The following is a 20,273-nucleotide window of genomic DNA, read 5'->3' on the forward strand; positions in this document are numbered from 1 at the left end:
CGGCCATCGCAGGTGGCCGCTCTCACCCCGGGGCCAGTCAGAAGGCGGCCCCATTTTTAAAGCTCATAAAAGGAAACTCATCATGAAATTCGTTTCAACCGCAACGCTGATCGCCGCTCTGTCATTTTCAGCCGCCACGTTCGCCCAGTCCGGCGACATGGGCAACATGAAGATGGAGGGCAAAGACATGCAGAACTGCATGGACATGAAGGGAATGAAGGGCATGGACATGAAGGACATGGATGCCAAAAAGTGCAAGGACATGATGAAAGGCATGAACGCAAAGGGCACGTCCAAAGCAACCAAGTCCGCGTCTCACGAGGCCGATGCGGTGGTGAAGGAATTCGATGCGGCCCAAGGCAAAGTCACCCTTGCGCACGGCCCTGTCAAAAGCCTCGGATGGCCCGCGATGACCATGGCGTTTGGCGTCAAAGACAAGGCGCTGTTCGACAAGCTCGCAGTGGGCGCAAAGGTCCACGTCGGGTTCAAGAAAGACGGTGACGACTACGTCGTGACTTCTGTCAAATAGAGCATCGAAAACATCGATGTGACCAACGCGCGCAGGATTCCAAAATGGAAGAGCTCTTCAGTGCCTCGTTGGAGATCGTTGGGTCGAATGTCCAGGTCGCCGGAATCGCGACGGTGAAACCCGTCGAGCGCATTTTTTCATCTGCGTGCCGGAACAGAGGGCCCCTACCCTCTCGGAGAGTAGATGCGTTTGCGAAGTACAGACTTTAGAAGGATCAATGTCATGAAGTGCGATATGAAAACAGTCGTCAAGCTTTTGATCGGGTTGGGTGTCGGATTTGTGGTGGCGTATATCGCGTTGCCTGCCGCAAGGGCTTTCATTCTTTCAATTTCACCGCTTCTGCTGGTGCTTGTTTGCCCGCTGGCAATGGGAGGCATGATGCTCGCGATGAAGGAGGGGAAACCCGATGAGAAACCACATGCGCAACCGCCTGCAAGTTCCGGACTTGACCAAGAGAAACTCTAGCAACGCAACACGAGGCGAAAAACCGTGCTCGCATGTGGCACGATCCATGGTTGATGGCCCTGGCATTGCGACAAGCGCGTGTTCGCTGTCCGTTTGAGCGGTTCGTCGTTCTACTCAACGCAGCAGTGCAGATGCCTGACGCCGCCTCTTGGCTCGCCAACCCAGGATCGCGCAACGGTAAGCCGCAAAGCTTTGATTCTTTACTGTCCGAAGAAAGCGATTGAGATATTTTTTGAAGCGCAAGCGGCGCGGCGCATCGGCTCTTGAAATCTGCTCAGTTGCCGGCCGATAGGCTTGATGGCGCTATTCATCGATGCGCACGCCGCGCAATCGCAGCGAGTTGCTAATGACACTGACCGAGGACAACGCCATGGCCGCGGCAGCCATTACCGGCGACAGCAAGATGCCGAAGAAGGGATACAACACACCCGCGGCCAAAGGCACTCCAGCCGCGTTGTAGACAAAGGCAAAGAACAGGTTCTGCCGGATATTGCGCATCGTTGCCTGCGACACCCGCCTGGCGCGCACGATGCCCAGCAAGTCACCTTTCAACAGGGTCACCCCGGAACTCTCCATCGCCACATCGGTACCCGTGCCCATGGCAATGCCCACGTCGGCGGCAGCGAGCGCCGGCGCGTCATTCACGCCGTCGCCGGCCATGGCCACGATGCGCCCCTCGGACTTCAGCCGCTGTACGACCAGGCTCTTGTCTTGCGGAAGCACGTCGGCAATGACTTCGTCGATACCCAACGCCTTTGCGACCGCTTGTGCCGTGGTCTTGCCGTCGCCAGTGAGCATCACGACTCGAATGCCGTCTGCGCGCAGCGCCTTGATGGCTTGGGGCGTGCTTTCCTTGACAGGGTCGGCAATGCCGACAAATCCGGCGAGCTTGCCATCAAGGCCGACGAAGATGACTGTGGCGGCCTGAGCCCGGACCGCTTCTGCCGCAGCGGTCAGGCTTCCTGCATCAATGCCCTGTTCTGCAAGGAACTTGGCGCTGCCGCAGACGACCTGGATGCCCTCGACCGCGCCGACCACGCCCTTGCCGGCCGGCGAGTCGAAACCTGTGACTGGCGACAGCGTCAGCTTGCGCTCCATGGCAGTAGCGACGATGGCGGCGGCGAGCGGGTGCTCGCTCGCGCGCTCCACACTGGCCAGGTGCTGGAGAACCATGTCGCGATCGAATCCAGGCGCCGGCTCGATTTGTGTCACCCGTGGCCGGCCCTCGGTCAGAGTCCCTGTCTTGTCCAGCACCACGGTGTCCACTTTTTCCATGCGCTCCAGGGCTTCGGCATCCCGGACCAACACGCCCACCTGGGCACCGCGCCCCACTCCCACCATGATGGACATCGGTGTGGCGAGACCCAGGGCGCACGGGCATGCAATGATGAGAACCGACACCGCCGAAATCAATGCATAGGTGAAGGCCGGGCTCGGCCCCCATACCTGCCACACCCCAAAGGTCAGTACTGCAATCGCGATGATGAGCGGCACAAACCAGTTGGCCACCTGGTCAGCCATGCGCTGGATGGGGGCACGGCTGCGCTGCGCCGAGGCCACCATGTGTACGATCTGAGCGAGCAGCGTATCGGCGCCGACCTTCTCCGCGCGCATGACCAGGCTGCCGGTCTGGTTCAGCGTCCCAGCCGTGACGCTGGAGCCTGGCGCCTTGACAACCGGCATGGACTCGCCGGTCACCATGGATTCATCGACGCTGCCCTTGCCCTCGACGACCGAACCATCAACGGGTACTTTCTCGCCGGGGCGCACGCGCAGCAAGTCGCCCACCTGCACCGCCTCCAGGGGCACGTGCTCGTCGCTGCCGTCAGATTTGACCCGCATGGCATGCTTTGGCGCCAGGTCCAGCAGCGCGCGGATGGCGCCCGAGGTTTTTTCCCTGGCGCGCAGCTCGAGCACCTGTCCGAGAAGAACGAGCACCGTGATCACAGCCGCCGCCTCGAAATAGACCCCTACCGCGCCGTCCTCCATACGGAACGCCGCAGGAAAGAGCTGCGGCGCAATGGCGCCCACCATGCTGTAGATCCAGGCCACGCCCGTGCCGAGTGCGATGAGGGAAAACATGTTCAGGCTGCGGTTTTTCACGGATGCCCATGCGCGTACGAAGAAGGGCCAGCCGGCCCAAAGCACCACCGGCGTTCCGAGCAGCAGTTGCACCCAGTTCGAGGTCTGCTGGGCAATGAGGTGGTGAATGTCGACCAGATGCCCACCCATCTCCAGGGCAAACACGGGCGCCGTGAGCGCCAGTCCGACCCAAAAGCGCCGTGTCATGTCGCGCAACTCCGGGCTCTCGCCTTGCTCGGCCGTGGCCACCAGAGGCTCCAGCGCCATGCCGCAGATGGGACAGTGGCCTGGCCCCATCTGGCGCACTTGCGGGTGCATCGGACAGGTGTATTCGACGTTGGTGGCGCCGACCGGAGCGCGTTCCATGTTCGCCATATCAGGATGCATTCTGTGATGGGCGTGGGCCGCGTGGTCATGGGCGGCGTGGCTATGGTGCGCGTGCGGGTCTACAGGCGGCGCCGCGGCCGGGGAGGCTTTGAGGTCTGGCATGGCTGCTTCCTTGTTACACAATGATTGTTGACCTTCCCCCAGAGGCAAAGTCAATACTTCATCCGCAGAAAGTGGAAACTCTTTGCCTGCACGCAGCCTGGGCTTCACTGCTCATGATCTCTATGCGCAAACAGATCTTGTGATAGCGTCGAAAGTGTAAAAACGCCAGGCCACGCCGCCGGCCTGATCCTCGCGGCCCCTGATCGGCTCGAACTTCACTTCGACGAAGCCGTCGGTGATCGCTGCATTGGTGCGAACGCACCAGGGAAAATACCCCAGCCGGATTGCATGAGCACGTTGGGTGGGCTCGGTGCACTGGCGTCCCGCTCGACAATCCATCGTGGATTGCCGCGGCCCGTGACCCCGCAAGTCCAGCCCGTCGGCGGGCAGCCGGCCGGTTCTATATCGAAGCCGGGGGTCTGCGCGAAAGGCGCACCGGCCGCGAGCAAGGTCGCTGCGAGCAATATGACGCGCCTCATGGTGGCCTCACGTCTTGGTTGCGCCGCTGGCCGCGAGCCGTGTAGCGACCTTGTCCCATTGGATGTTCTGGAAGAACGCGTCGATGTACTTCGCTGCGGCAGCGCCGAAGTCCATCTGGTAGGCGTGTTCGTACATGTCCATCACCAGGATCGGAGCGGTGGCGGCCGGGCTGTGCGCGTGATCCGGCATCCAGTAGTTTTCCAGCTGTCGCGTATGCTGATTGAAGCCCAGCACCACCCAGCCCGAACCGCCGCTCAGGCCGGCCGCGATGCGACGGAACTCGGTCTCCCAAACATCGAAACTGCTGAAGGCCAGCGCGATCGCCTGGCGCTCAGCGGCGCCCGCCTTGCCGTTGCCGCCGAGGTTGTCGAAATAGTCTCCATTGCCACCTTGCGCACCTGATCGACGGGCACGTAGAGGAGCTCGGGCTCGTTGTCGATGAACCGAGCGATCAGCCAGGGACAGGCGATGCAGTCGATTTTCGGGCGTTCGCGAGTGACCCATTTCATGCGAGTTCTCCGTGGAACTGGGGATGACTCAGCTGTGGCTCAGCATAGGATGGAGCAACAGTCCCAGCAGCGCAGCGGTGAGGACAATGACCGGCTCTGGAAATTTCTTGAAGCGCCACAAGACCGCAACCGTGACGAGCGCGAGTGCGGCGGTGATCCAGTCGGTGATCGAGCGCTGCCCGATGACGATCACGGCCCCGGTGATGGCGCCGATCGCAGCGGCCGTCACTCCGTCGACGAACGCGACGATGGCCGGCCGCTTGCCGTACTTCTTGAAGTAGGGTGCCGGAATGACGGTGAACAGGTAGCAGGGAACGAAGGTGGCCAGGGCGGCCACCACGGCGCCCCAGAAGCCACCAACCAGGTAGCCGATGAAGCCCGTCGTGATGACCACCGGGCCGGGCGTGATCATCGCTACTGCAACCGCGTCGACGAACTGGCGGTCAGTGAGCCACGCGTACTCCTTGACCACACCGCCATAGAGAAAAGGCACGATCGCCAGGCCGCTGCCAAACACGAAGGTGCCGGCATAGGCGAAGTAGGCACCGATCTGGCCGAGCTTGTGCCAGTCGATCGCGTCCAGCGTGAGCCAGGCCGCCACGGGCGCGGCAAAACTGTTGAGGCTGCGGCCGAACTTCGGCGGCGCGCGCCACAGCCACACCAGCACGCCAGCGCCGAGAAACACCCAGACGACCTCTGACTTCGTGATCACCGTGACGGCCGCGCTGATGAGAAAGATGGCCCATAACAGCTTGTCCTTGCCGATGCTCTTGGTCGTGAGCTTGTAGGCGCTCATGGCGATGATGCCGATCACCGCTGCACCGACGCCATAGAAGACCGCCTGCATCCAGCCGATGCCGCCGTATGCGACGTAGGCCGCGCCCAAAGCCACCACCATGAAGAACGAAGGCAGCACGAAGGCCAGGCCGACGACCGTGGCGCCAATCAGGCCGTGGTGCACGAAACCCAGATAGATCGACAACTGGGCCGCCAATGGACCGGGCATCAACTGGGCCAGCGCCAAGCCTTCTTTGTAGTCGCTCTCGGAGATCCATCCGCGCCGCTCGACCAGGTCACGGTACATGTAGCCCACCAGCGCCACAGGACCGCCGAATCCCCATGTGCCCAAGGCAAGCATGTAGCGCACGAGTTGCCACACGGTATATCGCGCCGAGACGGGAGGGCGCTCCAGATCGGTTGTGATTTTTTTCACCGAGTTCATCCGCTTCAAGCCTTGGCGCGCACGGCGTCACGCTCGAAGTGCGCGTACAACGAATCCAGAACACCGCCGATCTCCGCGAGAAGAGCATCGTCGTCGGGAAGACGCTCGCGCGCACCGGCGAGCACCGCTTCGAACCCGGCGCCTTCCGCCACCGAGCCGGCGCCCATGTCCAGCGAACGCACCATCGCGCCCATGCGCATCAGGGCGCGGTCGTCCTCGAGCTCGAAACTCGCCATCAAGGTCTCGAAGGTGACCCGTTCTCCGACGTGGGTGAAGACGGCGCCGTCGAAGTCGAAGCCGAGCGCCCTGCGCGGGCAGTCGCTCGTTTTGGCAAGCCACTGGAAGCGCGCGCCAGGATCGATGAAGCGGCGAATCAGCCAGGCGCTCGCCACCCTGTCAACCCACAGGCGCCGACGTGTCGCCCATAGGCGGCCTTGGTAGTCGGCGGCGTCAAGGCGCGGAATCTGGCCCTCGGTTTCGTGCGGTTCATCCGGCGACAGAACGCCGTCAATGCGTTGGTTGAAGTCGGCCCATGCCAGCTCGGCTTCGAGGCTCGCTTCGCCGGGGAAGAAATCCGTGGCAACGAGCGCTTCGTAGTCACGACGCAGCTTTTTTTGCAGGCGCGTCAGTTCGGCAACGCCCAGCGAGGGAAAGCTGGCCGCGGCTTGTTTCCAGCCCTTGACTGCTGCTGCATAGTCAGCGCTGCGATCGAAGAGCTGGGTGTAGGCACCGGCATCGGTAGGGGTGGCCGGCGTTATCACCATGAGCCAGGCGCTGCCTCCTTCGCGCACGCATTCATCTGCAAGTTCCTGCAGCGCATCTCGATGCTCTGTCTTGTCCGGCAGAAGGTAGGCGCCATCCCGCAGGGCCGCACATCCCATGGCTTTCAGCGCCCGCCAGATCCGCATGCGCGCCGTGGCACCCTGCGTGGGCAGCGAGACGATCAGCAATAGCCATTCGGTCGGGTCGGGCGATGTGTCGAGACGAGGCATGTAGTGAATAATACATTCATGTCTCGATCACTACACTATTCAATGACCTTCGTAGCCGCGCACCGATGAAATCAGCCTCTTTGCCTTGTCGCCGCCCCGGATTCGGCTTTCTGCTGCGAGCCGGTGTCGATGCGGGCGCGTTGCCGTTGCTCGCAGCCAGAGCGCTGCGCGCCTTCGGCGACGGCTACATGGCGGTGCTGCTGCCGGCCTATCTGCTGTCGATCGGGCTCGGCACGCTGGAGGTCGGCATCGTGAGCACGGCGACGATGCTGGGGTCCGCGCTGGCCACGCTCGCGGTCGGCGCCTGGAGATACCGCTTCGCCGGCGGGAAACTGCTGCGCAGCGCGGCCTGGTTGATGGCCGCCACGGGCCTGGGCTTCGCGAGCTTGTCGTCGTTCTGGCCATTGCTGATCGTTGCACTCATGGGCACGCTCAACCCCAGTTCGGGGGGCGACGTGAGCGTCTTTCTGCCGCTGGAGCACGCTCGCCTGGCCGCGGCTGCGCAAGGCCATGCGCGAACCGCTCTCTTTGCACGCTATAGCTTGCTGGGTGCGCTGTGCGCGGCGCTAGGCGCACTGGCGGCCGCCGTGCCGGACTAGCCTCCATGGGGGATGCTCCATTGGGGACTGAGGAGGCCACGAAGCTATTGGGATTCGCGCAGCGTGATCGAGTTGGTGCCGGTGACGCGACTCAAGACTTCGGCCCATGGCGTCATTGAGACGCCGCGGGTCGACGGCGACGCATTGAGTCGGCCAGCGATGCGACCAGTGGCAAGGCCTTTGCCGAGTCCGAAGGCAAGACCGCCCCGCATCGAAGCTCAGACCGGAGGCTGATGCAGATGTGCACTCATGGTGACCGAACCACTTGAGCCGGCGCACGGATCGACTGCCCGCGAGCAAAGGTCTGCAGGACGAACATCGGGCTGCCGCAGCGCGGGCAGAAGAATCTCGGTCGCAGGGTTCGGCCTCGGAGTAAATGCCCGATGTGCGCGCAGCGGCATCAGCTTCCCGCAGCGGAGAGGATAGGACAGACACGGCCGTCCGAAGTTGTGTGGGTCATCCTGCCATCGCCCCCGTAAGCGTTAAGTGATCCCATCTTGACGCCGGATCAGTCAGCGGCCAGTGCGTGGATGATCGGGCAGTTGCCCTTGGTCGACCCCATATCGCTTTGGGTATCGCATCGGTGCAACAGCGCCATCAACGCTTTGCGCATCGCCTTCAGATCGGCGAGCTTTTCATCGATGACCTGCAGCTTGTGCACAGCTAGGTCACGCGTTTCAGCGCAGGCGTGAGCCTCTTCGAACTCGAGCAAGCTGCCGATCTCATCCAAGGTGAAGCCGAGCACTTGCGCCCGCTTGATGAAGCGCACACGTTTGACTGCATCCGGGGCGTAGCGGCGATGCCCGTCCATCGGCTTGTCCGGTTCAGCCATCAATCCGCGTCGCTGGTAATAGCGGATCGTCTCGACGTTCACGTTGGCCTCGTCGGCCAGGCGCCCTATCGTTAAGTCAGTTTTCGTGTGCACTTCTTGACTCCGTACCATGGTACGGAATCTAGACTGTCCGTCATCGAAAAGGTTCACGGAGTTGATGGCAATGTTCAGAGTCAAGGGTTCGCTTCTCGCCGGCGCGATGGCCGCCGTCGGCGCGTCGGTATGTTGCGTTGGACCGCTCGTGCTGCTGACGCTGGGCATCGGCGGCTCCTGGATTGCCAACCTGACTGCGCTGGAGCCGTTGAGGCCGTGGTTCATCGCTGCGACGCTGCTGTTCCTGGGCCTGGCGTTCCGGCGTCTTTACCTGCAGCCGCAGTTCTGCGAGCCCGGTGCCATGTGTGCCGAGCCGATCGTCCTCAAGCGCCCGCGGCTGATCTTCTGGGGTGTCGCGTTGGCGCTCCTCGCGTTGTTGTCCGTGCCTTGGTTGGCGCCGCTTTTCCTTTGAAGGGGCTTCCCATGCGCAACTTGCTTGCCGCTGCGCTTGTCACGCTGATGCCATTGGCGGCACTCGCCGCAACGCCACAGACCGCGGTGTTCGATGTCCAGAACATGACCTGCGAGCTGTGCCCGGTCACGGTGAAGAAGTCGCTGGAGAAGGTATCCGGCGTGAGTCAGGCGCGGATCGACTTTGCCAAGAAGACGGCGACCGTGACGTTCGACGCTGACAAGACCAGCACCACGGCATTGGTCAAGGCCACGACGGACGCGGGCTACCCCTCGACGGTTCACAAGTGATCACCACAGCCCCCCAACTGGAGTCCGTGCTGATCTGCCCCGAGTGCGGCCACGCCAAGCGGGAGGTTATGCCGACTGACGCCTGCCAGTTCTTCTACGAGTGCGAGCGCTGCAAGACTGTGTTGCGACCGAAGACGGGTGACTGCTGCGTGTTCTGCTCGTACGGTTCGGCCAAGTGCCCGCCCGTGCAGATGCAGCGGAGCTGCTCAAGCTGCAGCGCCTGATGACTGCCAACAGTGCGGCAGCAAGGCGTGAATCTGGCTGGGCGGCTGCATAGGCGGTCGATGGAGCACCTCTGGCAGATACATGTAGGAACCGTGACCGTTGGGCCGGGCTCTGTGCAGCGGCCTTATCACCGCGGCAGAGCGCTTTCGAGGGCGCTGCCGCGTTCTTGGGTCTCATGGGCGCCAACCGTAGCTGGCGCTCACCGACGACGCCAGCCATGTCAGGTATTCAAAGGGCCCGTCGACTCCTACGATGTTTGCCGCCACAGGTTGTACACATTGGTCGGCTCGTAAAGTGCTGCGCCCATGTTGCGGCCCCGAATACACCCCAGCACGATACAGGCAGCGCTTGACCCGCGGGGGCCGCGGGGCCGAGGCTTGCACTGAGACCGGCTCTGAACCCAGGAAGTTCGCTGACCCGCCCCTCTGAAGTGAGCATCTTGACTTTGAGCGCATCTACCAGCTTGTCGGGTTGTACCTATTAATCCAATGATCGTTAGAATGAACGCATGAGAGAACTGAAAAATCGACTCTACGAGCAGGTAGCCCGCATCGGCAAGGCCATGGCGAGTCCGAAGCGGCTCGAGCTGATCGAACTGCTGTGCCAAGGCGAGAAGACGGTTGAGGCGCTCGCCGCGCAGTCGGAGATCAGTGTCAAGCTCGCCAGCGCCCATCTCAAGGAGCTTCGACAGGCGCGCCTCGTGGATACACGCAAGGACGGCAAATACGTCCTCTACCGGCTCGTCAGCACAAGCGTCGCCGATCTGTGGGTGACGCTGCGCTCTGAGGCAGAGGAACGATTGGTGGAACTGCAGGTGGCACTGGCGAGCATCGTCGCGCACGGCAAAGACCTCGAAGGCTTCGATCGCAAGGCCATTCTGAAGATGGCCGCGACCGGGGAAGTGCTGGTGCTGGACGTGCGACCCGCCGAGGAGTACGCCACGGCGCACCTCCCACACGCGCGCTCGCTGCCGGTGAACGAACTGAAGAAACGCCTCGCTGAGTTGCCGAAAGACACCCCCGTGGTGGCCTATTGCCGCGGCCCGTTCTGCCTGATGGCCAAGGACGCGGTCGCGTTGCTGCGCCAACGAGGATACCGGGCTTTCCACCTGACCGACGGTGTCGCCGAGTGGCGCGCCCATGGGATGCCCATCGAGGAGTGACCGAGCATGAAGACTCTCTTCATCCCGAACGACGAGACTTGCGGCAGCGAGCGCACGCATAACGGAGCACGCGTGGCTGGCGCCCTGGCCAAGCAGACCGACTGCGAGGTGCGTCTGTTCCTCGTCGGTGATGCCGCAGCGGCGGACCACAACAAACGGAAGGTGCCGGCGGCCTTCTACAACCTGGAAGTGATGCGGGCGCCTTGGTCTGGCACGCGAGCGTCATCGGTGTTTGCGGTGCCTGCATGGATGCAACAGGCGTCCCTGTGGAAGAGCTCATCGAGGGATCCCAGTGCAGCGGCATGAAGGAGCTGGGCTGGCGGACCACCTGAGCCGACAAGATCCTCGTGTTCTGAGACAAGGAGAGCATCATGTTCTTTCGACAACGCACGGCCGCGAACGCGACCCTGTCCTATCTTTTCGGCTGCACCGGCGTGGGCAAGTCGGTGGCGGTCGATGTGGTGGCCGGCGATGAGGACTGGTTCCTCGCCGAGGCCGCGAAGGTGGGCGTACCAATCTCCTATGTGATCGACACCCATGTGCATGCCGACCACTACTCCGGTGGCCCCGAACTGGCGCGCCGGGTCGGCGCCCCGTACTGCTTGCACGAGAGCAACGAGGGGCGAGTGGCCTTCGACTTCACGCCCTTGGCGGATGGCCAGCGGCTGGCTGCCGGCAACGTGGTCGTCGACGTGCTGCATACCCCCGGTCACACGCCGGACAGCGTGTGTCTGCTGGTGAGAGACCTGCGCCGGGGCGATGATCCCTGGTTCGTGATCACCGGCGACACGCTGTTCGTCGGCGCCGTCGGCCGGCCCGATCTGGCCGGGCACGAGCGTGAGATGGCGGCGCAGCTGTACGAGACCTTGCACCGCAAGCTGCTGACGCTGCCGTCCGACCTCGAGCTCTATCCGGGCCATCAGGCGGGCAGCACTTGCGGTGCCGGCCTGTCGGGCAAACCGTCGTCGACCCTTGGTTTCGAGAAGCGGTGGAACCCAAGTCTGTCGATGGGCGAAGCTGCGTTCGTCGAGACTCTGATGCGGGACATTCCGCCGTCTCTACCCGACATGGACGCCATGGTGCGCTTCAATCTCGGCCTCGTGCGCTGAGTTATGCGCACGGCTTCCATCCGGTTGGGATTGCGTGAGAACCTCGGCCAGTTCTCGCTGCTGGTGCTCGTCAACGCCTTCGTGGGCGCGATGGTGGGCTTGGAGCGCAGCATCCTGCCTGCCATTGCCGAACAGGAGTTTCACATCGCGGCGCGTGCGGCGATCCTGTCCTTCATCGTCGTGTTCGGCGTCACCAAGGCGCTGACCAACTACTTCGCCGGTCGCCTGTCCGACCGCTTCGGTCGCAAGGATGTGCTGGTCGCGGGTTGGTTGGTCGCAGTCCCGGTGCCGTTCATCCTGATGTGGGCGCCCGACTGGGATTGGGTGGTTGGCGCCAATGTGCTGTTGGGCGTCAGCCAGGGACTGACCTGGTCCACAACGGTCATCATGAAGATCGACTTGGTGGGCCCCAAGAAGCGCGGGCTCGCCATGGGCCTCAATGAGTTCGCCGGGTACTTTGCAGTGGCGATCAGTGCGCTGACCACCGGCTGGCTCGCAGCTCGGTATGGGCTGCGACCCCAGCCCTTCTATCTGGGCGTCGTCTATGTCGCCGCCGGCTTCCTGCTGTCGTTGCTCGCGGTCCGTGAGACCCGGCACCACGTGATCCATGAGGTGCGCGTGCACCAATCCGAGGATCACGGTGGCGCCTTGAGCCAGAGCGCGATCTTCCGCCGGACCTCGCTGACGGATCGCAATCTCTCCAGCGTCAGCCAGGCTGGGCTGGTCAACAATCTCAACGATGGCATGGCGTGGGGCCTGTTCCCGCTCGTGTTCGCTGCCGCCGGCATGACGTTGGCGCAGATCGGCATCCTCGCCGCAATCTACCCAGGGGTCTGGGGTGTCACGCAGATCGTCACCGGTGCCTTGTCCGATCGGGTCGGACGCAAATGGCTGATCGTTTGGGGTATGTGGGTACAGGCGCTGGGCATCGCTACCACGGCGCTCACCGTGGACTTCGTCTTCTTCGGGCTGGGGGCCGTGTTGCTCGGCATCGGCACGGCGATGGTTTATCCGACCTTGCTGGCGGCGATAGGGGACGTGGCCCACCCGACATGGCGCGCATCCGCGGTCGGCGTCTACCGGCTGTGGCGCGACCTCGGCTACGCAGTGGGTGCGCTGCTCGCCGGAATGACCGCTGACTTGTTCGGTGTGGCAGCGGCACTGTGGCTGGTGGCCGGATTGACGTTGCTTTCCGGTGTGATCGCGGCGCTGCGGATGAGCGAAACCCTGACCAGTCGCAGTTCACTCCCAACTCCTTGACGACCGGACGCGCAATCTCGCTGCGGATCTGGACGAATTTGCCTTCGCCGACCCGATGCGGAAAGCGACGAATCAAAAAACAAAGGCCAGTCGGCCAATCTCGGCTTACGCCTGCCTGGTCTGCGCCGTCGGCATGGAGAGCGGCTGGTCACTCCCGGCGGCCGTGCCAACCAGTCCGGCCGCGATAGCGGCGGCGCACGCCGCCCGACCCCACCCTCGATCACTGCAGGTTGATGAAGACGTCGCTGTCGAACGGAGCCAGGTTCTTGTTGTCGGCGTAGCCCAGGTATTCGCGCGTCTGGAAGATGTTTTCCAGACTCTTGAGAAGCGAGTAATGGTTGTAAGGCGTCTCGCTGACCGTTCCGGGCTTGATGAATTTCGACAGCAGCAAGGCGCCGGTACGGTCTCCGCCAACGCCCTGATAGTGCAGCTTGTATGCCAACTTTGCGGAGACCGGGATAATCGCGTCGTCCGGCCGCTTCACGTTCGGTCCGACCTGTTGGCCGCAGCATGATTCGCCCGGCAGATTGAGCGTGATCGTCGTCACGCCGCCTGACTCGCTCTTGCCGGCCGGCACCATGTCGGCAGACTCATCGAAGTTGATGATGACCAGGCCGTCCTTTTGATATGCGGGCGAGGCCTGGATGATCGGCACCCATTTCTTCAGGAAGGCATTGACCGAGGTCAGGCCACCCTTGTCACCGTTGGCACAGGGTTGGGCGCCGGTGCCGTCGCCATCATGACCGTCGTCGCACAGGTTGGGTGTGATGAATGCAAAGTTGGGCGTGGTGTCGATCGACCGCAAGTCCTTCTGCAGGTTGGCTTCCAAGTTCACGTCATGGCTGTTGCAGTAGGCTTGATCGTCGATGATCGAGTGGAAATACATGAAGGGGTTGTGACGTGTCGCGTACTGATCCCCCTGGGGCACATCGGCCGTGGGCGCCTGTGCCGAGTGCGTGTTGTCGATCGCGCCGATCTTCGGGTGGCCGCAGGTGGCGGCCTCTCGCGTCGGGTCGTTGCCCATGTCACCCATGTAGCCCTTCCAGGTCAGCCTGACCTCGTCAAGCTGGTTGACGAAGGTCTTCACTTCCTTGGGATAGACGCAGCCCATGCCGTTTTTGGCTTTGAGCACCTTGGGATTGGCTGCATCCCAGCCGTCAGCCACCACATCGTTGAATCCCTGGACGCAGTCGCTCTGCGTCTCCTTGGTGGAAGGCTGGCCGCTCATCATGGCGACGTAGTTGTCCAGGCTGACGTGGCCGGTGCCGTAGTACTGCGTCAGCAGCGCGCCCTGCTTGGCCATGGCTTGCAGATCGGGGGCTTGTTTACTCGTGCCAAAGGTGTCCTTGAAGCTCTTGTTCTCCATCGTGATCACGAACACGTGCCGGATGGACTGCTGCTTTGGCGCGACCGGAATACCTCCACGGTTTTCTATCGGACCACTATTGCTGCAACCCGTGGCAGTCCAGGCGATGGCTCCCAGCACGGCGCAAGACAAGAGTGCATTGGCGGCCCGGCGCGACGTCAAGCGTCCTTTTGATGGCATGGTGGGCATATCAGATTTCCTCTCGGCAGGACCCCGCAGCTCTTGAGGGTTGTTCTTGCGGGTTGTCGCCATTGGGTAGTGGGGGTCAAGAACGGCAGGCAATATAGCCGATCGGTAGGTGCGCATAACCATCGGCGTTCAGTCCCCGAGGAGTTGCGCATCGCCGATCTCGCGTACTTCCGCAGGCAGAAGAACGCCGAACACGCGAACCGGAAGCGCGTTGTGGTTGACCGCAGGCAGAGGCATCGCGACCACGTCGAGGTCGGAAGCCGGGTTTTGCTCCAGGCCACGCACGATCACCAGCGCGTAGCGGAACAACTGGTTGAACCAGGGGCGGACCTTCTTGGCGACGGAGAGCGCCTTGCGTTTTTCGATCTTGGCGATGACCTCCAGCAGATCAGGCCGCTTGATGTCGTAGATTGAGCACTTGCCCAGTGTCGGCAGCACGTCCTTGGCAAACACGCGCGGTAGGATGGAGCGCGTGACTATCTCAGGTTGCCGGTGTGTCCCAGTGAATAACGCCCAGGCTGAGGCCAGACCGTCAATCCGTGAGGCTCACGGCCGACCTTGATCTTGTCGACGCTGCCGGATCGGGTGTCAAAACGGTACACCACATCGTCGTATCGGCCCGAGAGCCACAGATGCGCGCCATCGGCGCTCACATTGCCCATGTCCGGGCTGCCGCCACCTGGGATGGGCCAGTTCTTGATGACCTTCCGAGTAGCAAAGTCAATCACCGAGACGCTGCCCTTGCCGCCCGGTTTGCCATGGATCTCGTTGGTGCCGCGGTTGGCTACATACAAGCTCTTGCCGTCGCGACTCGGGTACAGCCCGTGGGCGCCAGCGCCGGTCGGAATGAAGTCGATCTGCCTGAAGGACTCCGCATCGACCACGTGCACGCCGTCGGCCATCATGTCGGCAACGAAGAACACCTTGCCATCTGGCGATGCACGAACATCCTGCGGCATGCCTGGGGTCGTGCAGATCTCCTCGCCCAGTTCGCTGGGGTCAGGAATTTTTTTCGGCTTCTTTCCTGGCCCGGCGATGAGCGCGAGCACCTCCGGGCGCCGGAAGTACTGACTGAGCTTGATCGTGCCGACCACGCGACGATTGACCAGATCGATCTTGGTAATGGCGCCGCCAAACTCGCAGGTAAAGAAGACGAACTTGCCATCGATTGAAAAATCGGCATGGTTGATGCCACTGCATTCCGGCGTCGCAATCGAATACTGCAGACTCATGGTGCGCGGATCGCGGAAGTCCAGCCGTTTGTATGCTTCCGCCACCACGATCGCGGACTGGCCGTCCGGCGTCCAATAGAGGTTGTAAGGATCTTCGACCCGAATCGAGGGGCCTGGTTTACCTGTCTTCGGATCGATGGGCGTCAAGCTGCCGTCCGGTCGTCCTTCGGCATTGTTTGCGACCCACAAGGTGTGCAGATCCCAGGCCGGCACGACGTGCTGCGGATTGATGCCGACCTTGAACGTATCGATCACCTTCAGAGTCGCCGGGTCAATGACGGACACCGTATTTGCGGTGTGATTCGGAACGTAGACGCGCTCCAACGCTCCTGCTGTTGCGGCGCTCATGTGGGTTGCCCCAATCTCGCTGTACAGGTTCTGGGGGTCAACCACGGCCGGCATTCCACGCACCGTGATCACCGCCGCGGCTGGACGGACATCGGATAGCGGCGGCTTGGCGGCGGTCTGCGCCGCGACCCACCAAGCCGCCGACCCCAACAGGACGATCAAAATGGAAATGACTGCTACGCGGTGCTTACGCATCATCGACTCCTTAAATTCCCTGTGCACAGAACGGGATGACGCAGCGGGGTCAGCGCGGAGCGCTCTTCGCGGCGCGGATGGCCGCTACCGTCTTCGCTACGATCAAATCGACACCCATCTGACCCAGGGCCGCACTGGAAGCGCGCGGATCGCCTGCGACGCCATTGGCTTCACCTTCGCTGGGATTGCGAGCCATCTGGGCTGGCCGAACCAACGCGGGATCAATCGCCATCATCAACGAGGTATCAGCCGCGCCTGCATGCACACCAATCTGAGCGTCGTTCAAGCCCTTGGCCTTGAGTGCCTGCACGTAATCGGTCTGGGTAACGCGGTAGTAGTCGCCGATGAAATGAGCCCGGGCAGGCGTCGCCGCCCAGTCGCGATTGAGACGTGTGGCCACCGCCTTGAGTTGGGCCTGGTATCCGCCGTGATCACCGATCAGTACCACATCGACAAAGCCGCTCTGCTTGAAGCTGCGGGCCGCGCCCTCGAGTACGCCCTTGAAGGCGTCGTCCGGCACCGAGATCGTGCCCGCAAAGCGCATATGTCCTGCGGGCGGAGTGATGCTTCCTTCGGGCACATAGGCCACAACCGGCGCGACCAGCGTCTGACCCAGCGACGTAGCGATCCGTCCTGCCAGCACCTTCGCTCGGACATTGTGTTTGCCCAGCGCCATGTGCGGGCCGCTCTGTTCGGTCCCGCCCACAGGAATGATGATAGTGGTCGTGCCGGCGCGAATGGCATCTCGGACCTCGGTCGAGGTCAATTCTTCAAGGTAAACACTGGTGGATGCGGACCATGCAGCGGAGCTGAAAACGACCGCTCCCATCGTGAGCAAGCGAGGTAGATTGAGCATCGAGGTTGGGTGTGTTGGTTGCAGTTACGAAAGGCTATGTGCAATCGAAGAGCGCCATGAATCCGAAATCCATGTGCAGTTGCATGTGACAGTGGAACAGGGAAAGTCCCAACTGGTCCGCGACAAAGTCCAGTTCCATCGTCTGGTAGCCGCCCAGCATGGCGACATCCTTGATCACTCCGCCCGTGGGTTTCCCGGCGATGCTGGCGATCTCAAAGCTGTGGCGATGCAGGTGCATGGGATGAATGTCGTCGCTCGCGTTTTGCATCCTCAGGCGGTAGCGTTTCCCATGTTGGAGGCGGAACATCACTTCCATCTTGTCCATTGAAAACGCCTTGCCATTGATGGTCCAAACATTGAAACCATGGTCGGCCGCGTTCTGCTTTTCGAAGCGCATGTCGATCACATCATCCGGCACCGAAGGTGCAGCGCCCGGCTTGGAGAAGCGTCGGTAGTCCCACGAGAAGGGCTTCGGTTTTGCCCACTGGGGCTTGCCTCGATGGCCGGCATATTCGATAACTATCCCCATGCCGCGTTGACGATCGTCATCCGCCAGGTCGCCCAGCACCCAGACGCCAGGGTGTTTCATGTCGACCACGGCGGAAACACGTTCGGCGGTCCCGATCCACAGGACCGGGACCTCGGCCAGCCTGGGCACGGGATTGCCATCCAGGGCGACGACTTTGAAGGTGTGGCCCGGGAGGGCAAGACTGCGAATTTCCGTGGCGCTTCCGTTGAGCACATGGAAGAGCACGCGTTCGCCCGCCTTCACACGGATCGGGTCCCCGTGACCGAGCATCTGTCCATTGATGGAGAACGCCTGGTAGCCCACCTCATAGCCTCGGACCTTGTCCATGGCAAGGGAGGCGCGCATGGCAGACTCCCCACTTTCCTTCAGGTCGGCTCGCTGCCCTCCGGGCGACAGGAAATCCATTGCCATGTCGCCACCGCGGCTGAACGACGGCTGAAACTCCTTGAGCACCAGAAAGACTTCTCGATCGTAGGCACCGGGTTCGTTTCGCGGTTCGATGTAGACCGGACCCACCAAGCCGTTGTACTGACCGATATTCAAGTCGGCGCCGGCGACAAGATGGGTATGGTAGAAGCGAAAACCTGCGGGTCCCGGTGTCAAGGCGATCCGGCGCATACCGCGCGCCGGGATGAACGGCGTGCCTTCTTCGGCAGCACCATCGACAGCAACAGGTTGGAACTGCCCGTGCCAGTGCAGCTGTTCAGGGGTATCCGTGTCATTGTGAACGTCCACGATCGTGCGCACACCCTCTTGGAGCCGCAGCAGCGGTCCTGGAAACTGACCGTTGTAGGTCGTCGTGGAAACGATGCGGTCGGGCGCCAGTTCGACCAAGCTGGCGCCGATGCGGAGAGTGATGTCTGCTTTGCGTTCAGGCGAAGGGAGCGCCGCAGTCGGGTGGCCCATTTCTTCAGCCAGTCCGGGCATGCTGGCCGCCAAGGAAGTCAGGCTTCCAAGCTTGAGGAGGTCGCGGCGTCTGAGGGGCATGGCAGTCTTTCGAAGGGAAAGCGGACAGTGCAATCTTGTGGGCCAGTAATGGCAGCTTGGGTCGCCCTATGCGGCAGGGCCCGGCAGGTCCGCTCTGTCCTCGAAGAGCTCGCCAAAAAGCTCCATCACCTTGAGCTTGGCGACGGCCAGCGCTTCGCGGCCCTGCGGCGTGATTTCATACACCCGCCGCGAACGCTTCCCATGGCGTTCAGAGCGCGACGACAGGTAGCCCTTCTTCTCCATGCCATGCAACATTGGATACAGCGTCCCGGCGCTGAGTTCGTAGCCATGGCGGCGCAATTCCTCGATGATGCCGAGGCCGAAGATGGGTTCTTCGCCCGCATGGTGGAGGACGTGCAATCGAATCAACCCACCGTACAGATCCTTGTCGGTCATAGGTCGCCTCTCGATGTTGGCCCCTAGACCACGACGCTCAACAGCCATCCTGCGGCCCCGCACCCCAACACCACAAGCCAGGGCGGCAGCTTCCAGAACATCAAGGCGACCAGCGCCATGAGGGCCAGCCCGAAGTCCGCCGGCTTGAAGATCGCGCTGGTCCAGACCGGCTGATAGAGCGCGGCGAGCAACAAGCCCACCACCGCCGCGTTCACACCCATGAGCGCCGCCTGGGTACGCGGGCTGCGGCGCAGTTGTTCCCAGAACGGTAGCGCGCCGATCACCAACAGAAATGAGGGCACGAAGATGGCGACGAGGCACACCGCTGCGCCGATCCAGCCATTGGGCGCGGAATTCATCGACGCACCCAGAAAAGCTGCAAAGGTGAAGAGCGGACCTGGGACGGCCTGCGCCGCACCGTAGCCCGCCAGAAACGTCTCGTTGGTCACCCAGCCGCTCGGGACGACGGCGGCTTGCAAGAGCGGCAGCACGACGTGGCCGCCGCCAAAGACCAACGAGCCAGCGCGGTAGAAGGCGTTGACCATGGCCAGTGTCTGATTTGGCCAAGCCTGCGCAGCGATGGGTAAAGCGGCCAGGAGGCCGAAAAATAGACACAGTAGAGCGGTGCCGATGCGTGGACTGACCGAGATGGGGAGCGGATCGTGAGTCAGGTCCCGGGCCGGCTTGAAGAGCATCAATCCCAGCACGGTCGCCGCCGCGATCACCCCGACTTGTCCCCACGCATTCGGCCACAACAGTGCGACGCAGGCCGACACCGCAGCGATGGAAACCCGCGTCGTGTCCGTGCAGAGATTGCGAGCCATCCCCCACACGGCCTGTGCCACCACTGCAACGGCGACCACCTTCAGACCATGCAGCACCCCCGCAGGAAAGGCGCTACCCCATGTCGACAGGCCCAATGCAAACAACACCAACATGATCGCCGATGGCAACGTGAACCCCGCCCAGGCGGCCAGGGCCCCTGGGAATCCGGCGCGCGACAGGCCAAGCGCCATGCCAATTTGGCTGCTGGCCGGCCCCGGCAGGAACTGGCACAACGCCACGAGATCGGCATAGCTGCGCTCGCTGAGCCAGCGCCGACGCGTCACGAATTCATCCCTGAAGTAGCCCAGGTGGGCGATCGGACCACCAAAGGATGTCAGCCCTAGGCGCAAGAAGACCAAAAATACCGTCCAGGCTCCTTCCTGAGCCGCTTTCTTGATTTCGCCTTCTGCGAACAGCATCCACGACTCCGCTGAGAGAACCAGCGTTATTGTAATCGATTTTCGATATCGAATTGTGATTGTTAGTGCGTGATCCCGAGGCACCCGGGTACCCGGGGCAGCGTGCAGGGCCGAAGCTATGCAACTTTCGACAGCCCGATGCGATCGAGTAAAGCTTGACGGTTGGCCGAGGGAGCGCATC

18 protein-coding genes and 4 pseudogenes are annotated in these 20,273 nt (G+C 62.4%); 9 read left to right on the forward strand and 13 right to left on the reverse strand.

Annotated features, from left to right (window positions below; translation table 11 throughout):
* Window positions 1-82 precede the first annotated feature (82 nt).
* Window positions 83-529, forward strand: a complete 447-nt coding sequence (locus tag E5P2_RS24410) for a copper-binding protein (protein ID WP_162569701.1) — start codon at window positions 83-85, stop codon at window positions 527-529.
* 234 nt (window positions 530-763) lie between these two features.
* Window positions 764-994 (forward strand): DUF2933 domain-containing protein, encoded by a 231-nt coding sequence (locus tag E5P2_RS24415; RefSeq protein ID WP_162569702.1) that lies wholly within the window; start codon window positions 764-766, stop codon window positions 992-994.
* Between the two features lie 303 nt (window positions 995-1,297).
* Here E5P2_RS24415 and E5P2_RS24420 read toward each other — a convergent pair whose 3' ends face one another.
* From E5P2_RS24420 to E5P2_RS24440, 5 genes and pseudogenes are all read right to left on the reverse strand, one after another.
* Entirely contained in the window at window positions 1,298-3,565 is a 2,268-nt protein-coding gene (locus E5P2_RS24420) for a copper-transporting P-type ATPase (RefSeq protein ID WP_162569703.1), read from the reverse strand.
* A gap of 486 nt (window positions 3,566-4,051) precedes the next feature.
* Complete coding sequence (locus E5P2_RS24425) at window positions 4,052-4,366, reverse strand: Fe-Mn family superoxide dismutase (protein WP_197908608.1); 315 nt, start codon at window positions 4,364-4,366, stop codon at window positions 4,052-4,054.
* 53 nt (window positions 4,367-4,419) lie between these two features.
* Window positions 4,420-4,554: pseudogene (locus E5P2_RS37865) on the reverse strand (chromate resistance protein ChrB domain-containing protein); the annotation flags it as partial.
* A gap of 28 nt (window positions 4,555-4,582) precedes the next feature.
* The gene (locus E5P2_RS24435) at window positions 4,583-5,758 is read right to left on the reverse strand and encodes a chromate transporter (protein WP_443083562.1); all 1,176 of its coding nucleotides are present in this window, start codon (window positions 5,756-5,758) and stop codon (window positions 4,583-4,585) included.
* A gap of 23 nt (window positions 5,759-5,781) precedes the next feature.
* Window positions 5,782-6,768 carry a chromate resistance protein ChrB domain-containing protein gene (locus E5P2_RS24440; protein WP_162569706.1) on the reverse strand — a complete coding sequence of 329 codons (987 nt, stop codon included), beginning with the start codon at window positions 6,766-6,768 and terminating at the stop codon, window positions 5,782-5,784.
* Between the two features lie 65 nt (window positions 6,769-6,833).
* Between E5P2_RS24440 and E5P2_RS24445 the strand changes: the two are divergent.
* Window positions 6,834-7,364, forward strand: a pseudogene (locus tag E5P2_RS24445) (MFS transporter); the annotation flags it as partial.
* A 511-nt stretch (window positions 7,365-7,875) separates the two neighbouring features.
* On the opposite strand, the gene merR reads toward E5P2_RS24445, so the two are convergent.
* The gene (gene merR / locus E5P2_RS24450) at window positions 7,876-8,292 is read right to left on the reverse strand and encodes an Hg(II)-responsive transcriptional regulator (RefSeq protein ID WP_443083528.1); all 417 of its coding nucleotides are present in this window, start codon (window positions 8,290-8,292) and stop codon (window positions 7,876-7,878) included.
* Between the two features lie 64 nt (window positions 8,293-8,356).
* Here merR and merP point away from each other — a divergent pair.
* From merP to E5P2_RS24480, 6 genes and pseudogenes are all read left to right on the forward strand, one after another.
* Window positions 8,357-8,994 (forward strand): annotated as a pseudogene (gene merP / locus E5P2_RS38385) (mercury resistance system periplasmic binding protein MerP).
* A complete protein-coding gene (locus E5P2_RS38190) occupies window positions 8,991-9,218 on the forward strand; it encodes a GDCCVxC domain-containing (seleno)protein (RefSeq protein WP_162569708.1) in 228 nt (75 codons plus the stop codon). The pseudogene merP and the gene E5P2_RS38190 overlap by 4 nt, the downstream one beginning before the upstream one ends.
* Window positions 9,219-9,727: 509 nt before the next feature.
* Complete coding sequence (locus E5P2_RS24465; protein ID WP_162569709.1) at window positions 9,728-10,381, forward strand: ArsR/SmtB family transcription factor; 654 nt, start codon at window positions 9,728-9,730, stop codon at window positions 10,379-10,381.
* Window positions 10,382-10,387: 6 nt separating this feature from the next.
* Complete coding sequence (locus E5P2_RS24470) at window positions 10,388-10,687, forward strand: hypothetical protein (RefSeq protein ID WP_232080828.1); 300 nt, start codon at window positions 10,388-10,390, stop codon at window positions 10,685-10,687.
* A gap of 65 nt (window positions 10,688-10,752) precedes the next feature.
* Window positions 10,753-11,490 carry an MBL fold metallo-hydrolase gene (locus tag E5P2_RS24475; RefSeq protein ID WP_162569710.1) on the forward strand — a complete coding sequence of 246 codons (738 nt, stop codon included), beginning with the start codon at window positions 10,753-10,755 and terminating at the stop codon, window positions 11,488-11,490.
* Window positions 11,491-11,493: 3 nt separating this feature from the next.
* Window positions 11,494-12,750: an MFS transporter gene (locus E5P2_RS24480; RefSeq protein WP_162569711.1), complete on the forward strand. Its 1,257-nt coding sequence runs from the start codon at window positions 11,494-11,496 to the stop codon at window positions 12,748-12,750.
* A 220-nt stretch (window positions 12,751-12,970) separates the two neighbouring features.
* Here E5P2_RS24480 and E5P2_RS24485 read toward each other — a convergent pair whose 3' ends face one another.
* From E5P2_RS24485 to chrA, 7 genes and pseudogenes are all read right to left on the reverse strand, one after another.
* Complete coding sequence (locus tag E5P2_RS24485; RefSeq protein ID WP_232080829.1) at window positions 12,971-14,305, reverse strand: alkaline phosphatase family protein; 1,335 nt, start codon at window positions 14,303-14,305, stop codon at window positions 12,971-12,973.
* Between the two features lie 210 nt (window positions 14,306-14,515).
* Window positions 14,516-14,779 (reverse strand): annotated as a pseudogene (locus tag E5P2_RS24490) (phage integrase central domain-containing protein); the annotation flags it as partial.
* 2 nt (window positions 14,780-14,781) lie between these two features.
* Window positions 14,782-16,083 (reverse strand): YVTN family beta-propeller repeat protein, encoded by a 1,302-nt coding sequence (locus E5P2_RS24495; protein WP_443083529.1) that lies wholly within the window; start codon window positions 16,081-16,083, stop codon window positions 14,782-14,784.
* Between the two features lie 46 nt (window positions 16,084-16,129).
* Entirely contained in the window at window positions 16,130-16,936 is an 807-nt protein-coding gene (locus E5P2_RS24500) for a creatininase family protein (RefSeq protein ID WP_174262695.1), read from the reverse strand.
* A 34-nt stretch (window positions 16,937-16,970) separates the two neighbouring features.
* Window positions 16,971-18,452, reverse strand: a complete 1,482-nt coding sequence (locus E5P2_RS24505) for a multicopper oxidase family protein (RefSeq protein ID WP_162569713.1) — start codon at window positions 18,450-18,452, stop codon at window positions 16,971-16,973.
* 66 nt (window positions 18,453-18,518) lie between these two features.
* Window positions 18,519-18,848, reverse strand: a complete 330-nt coding sequence (locus E5P2_RS24510) for a PadR family transcriptional regulator (protein ID WP_162569714.1) — start codon at window positions 18,846-18,848, stop codon at window positions 18,519-18,521.
* Window positions 18,849-18,871: 23 nt separating this feature from the next.
* Entirely contained in the window at window positions 18,872-20,092 is a 1,221-nt protein-coding gene (gene chrA / locus E5P2_RS24515) for a chromate efflux transporter (RefSeq protein ID WP_162569715.1), read from the reverse strand.
* Window positions 20,093-20,273: the final 181 nt, after the last annotated feature.

It is taken from the genome of Variovorax sp. SRS16 (assembly GCF_901827165.1).
Taxonomy (GTDB): Bacteria; Pseudomonadota; Gammaproteobacteria; order Burkholderiales; family Burkholderiaceae_C; genus Variovorax.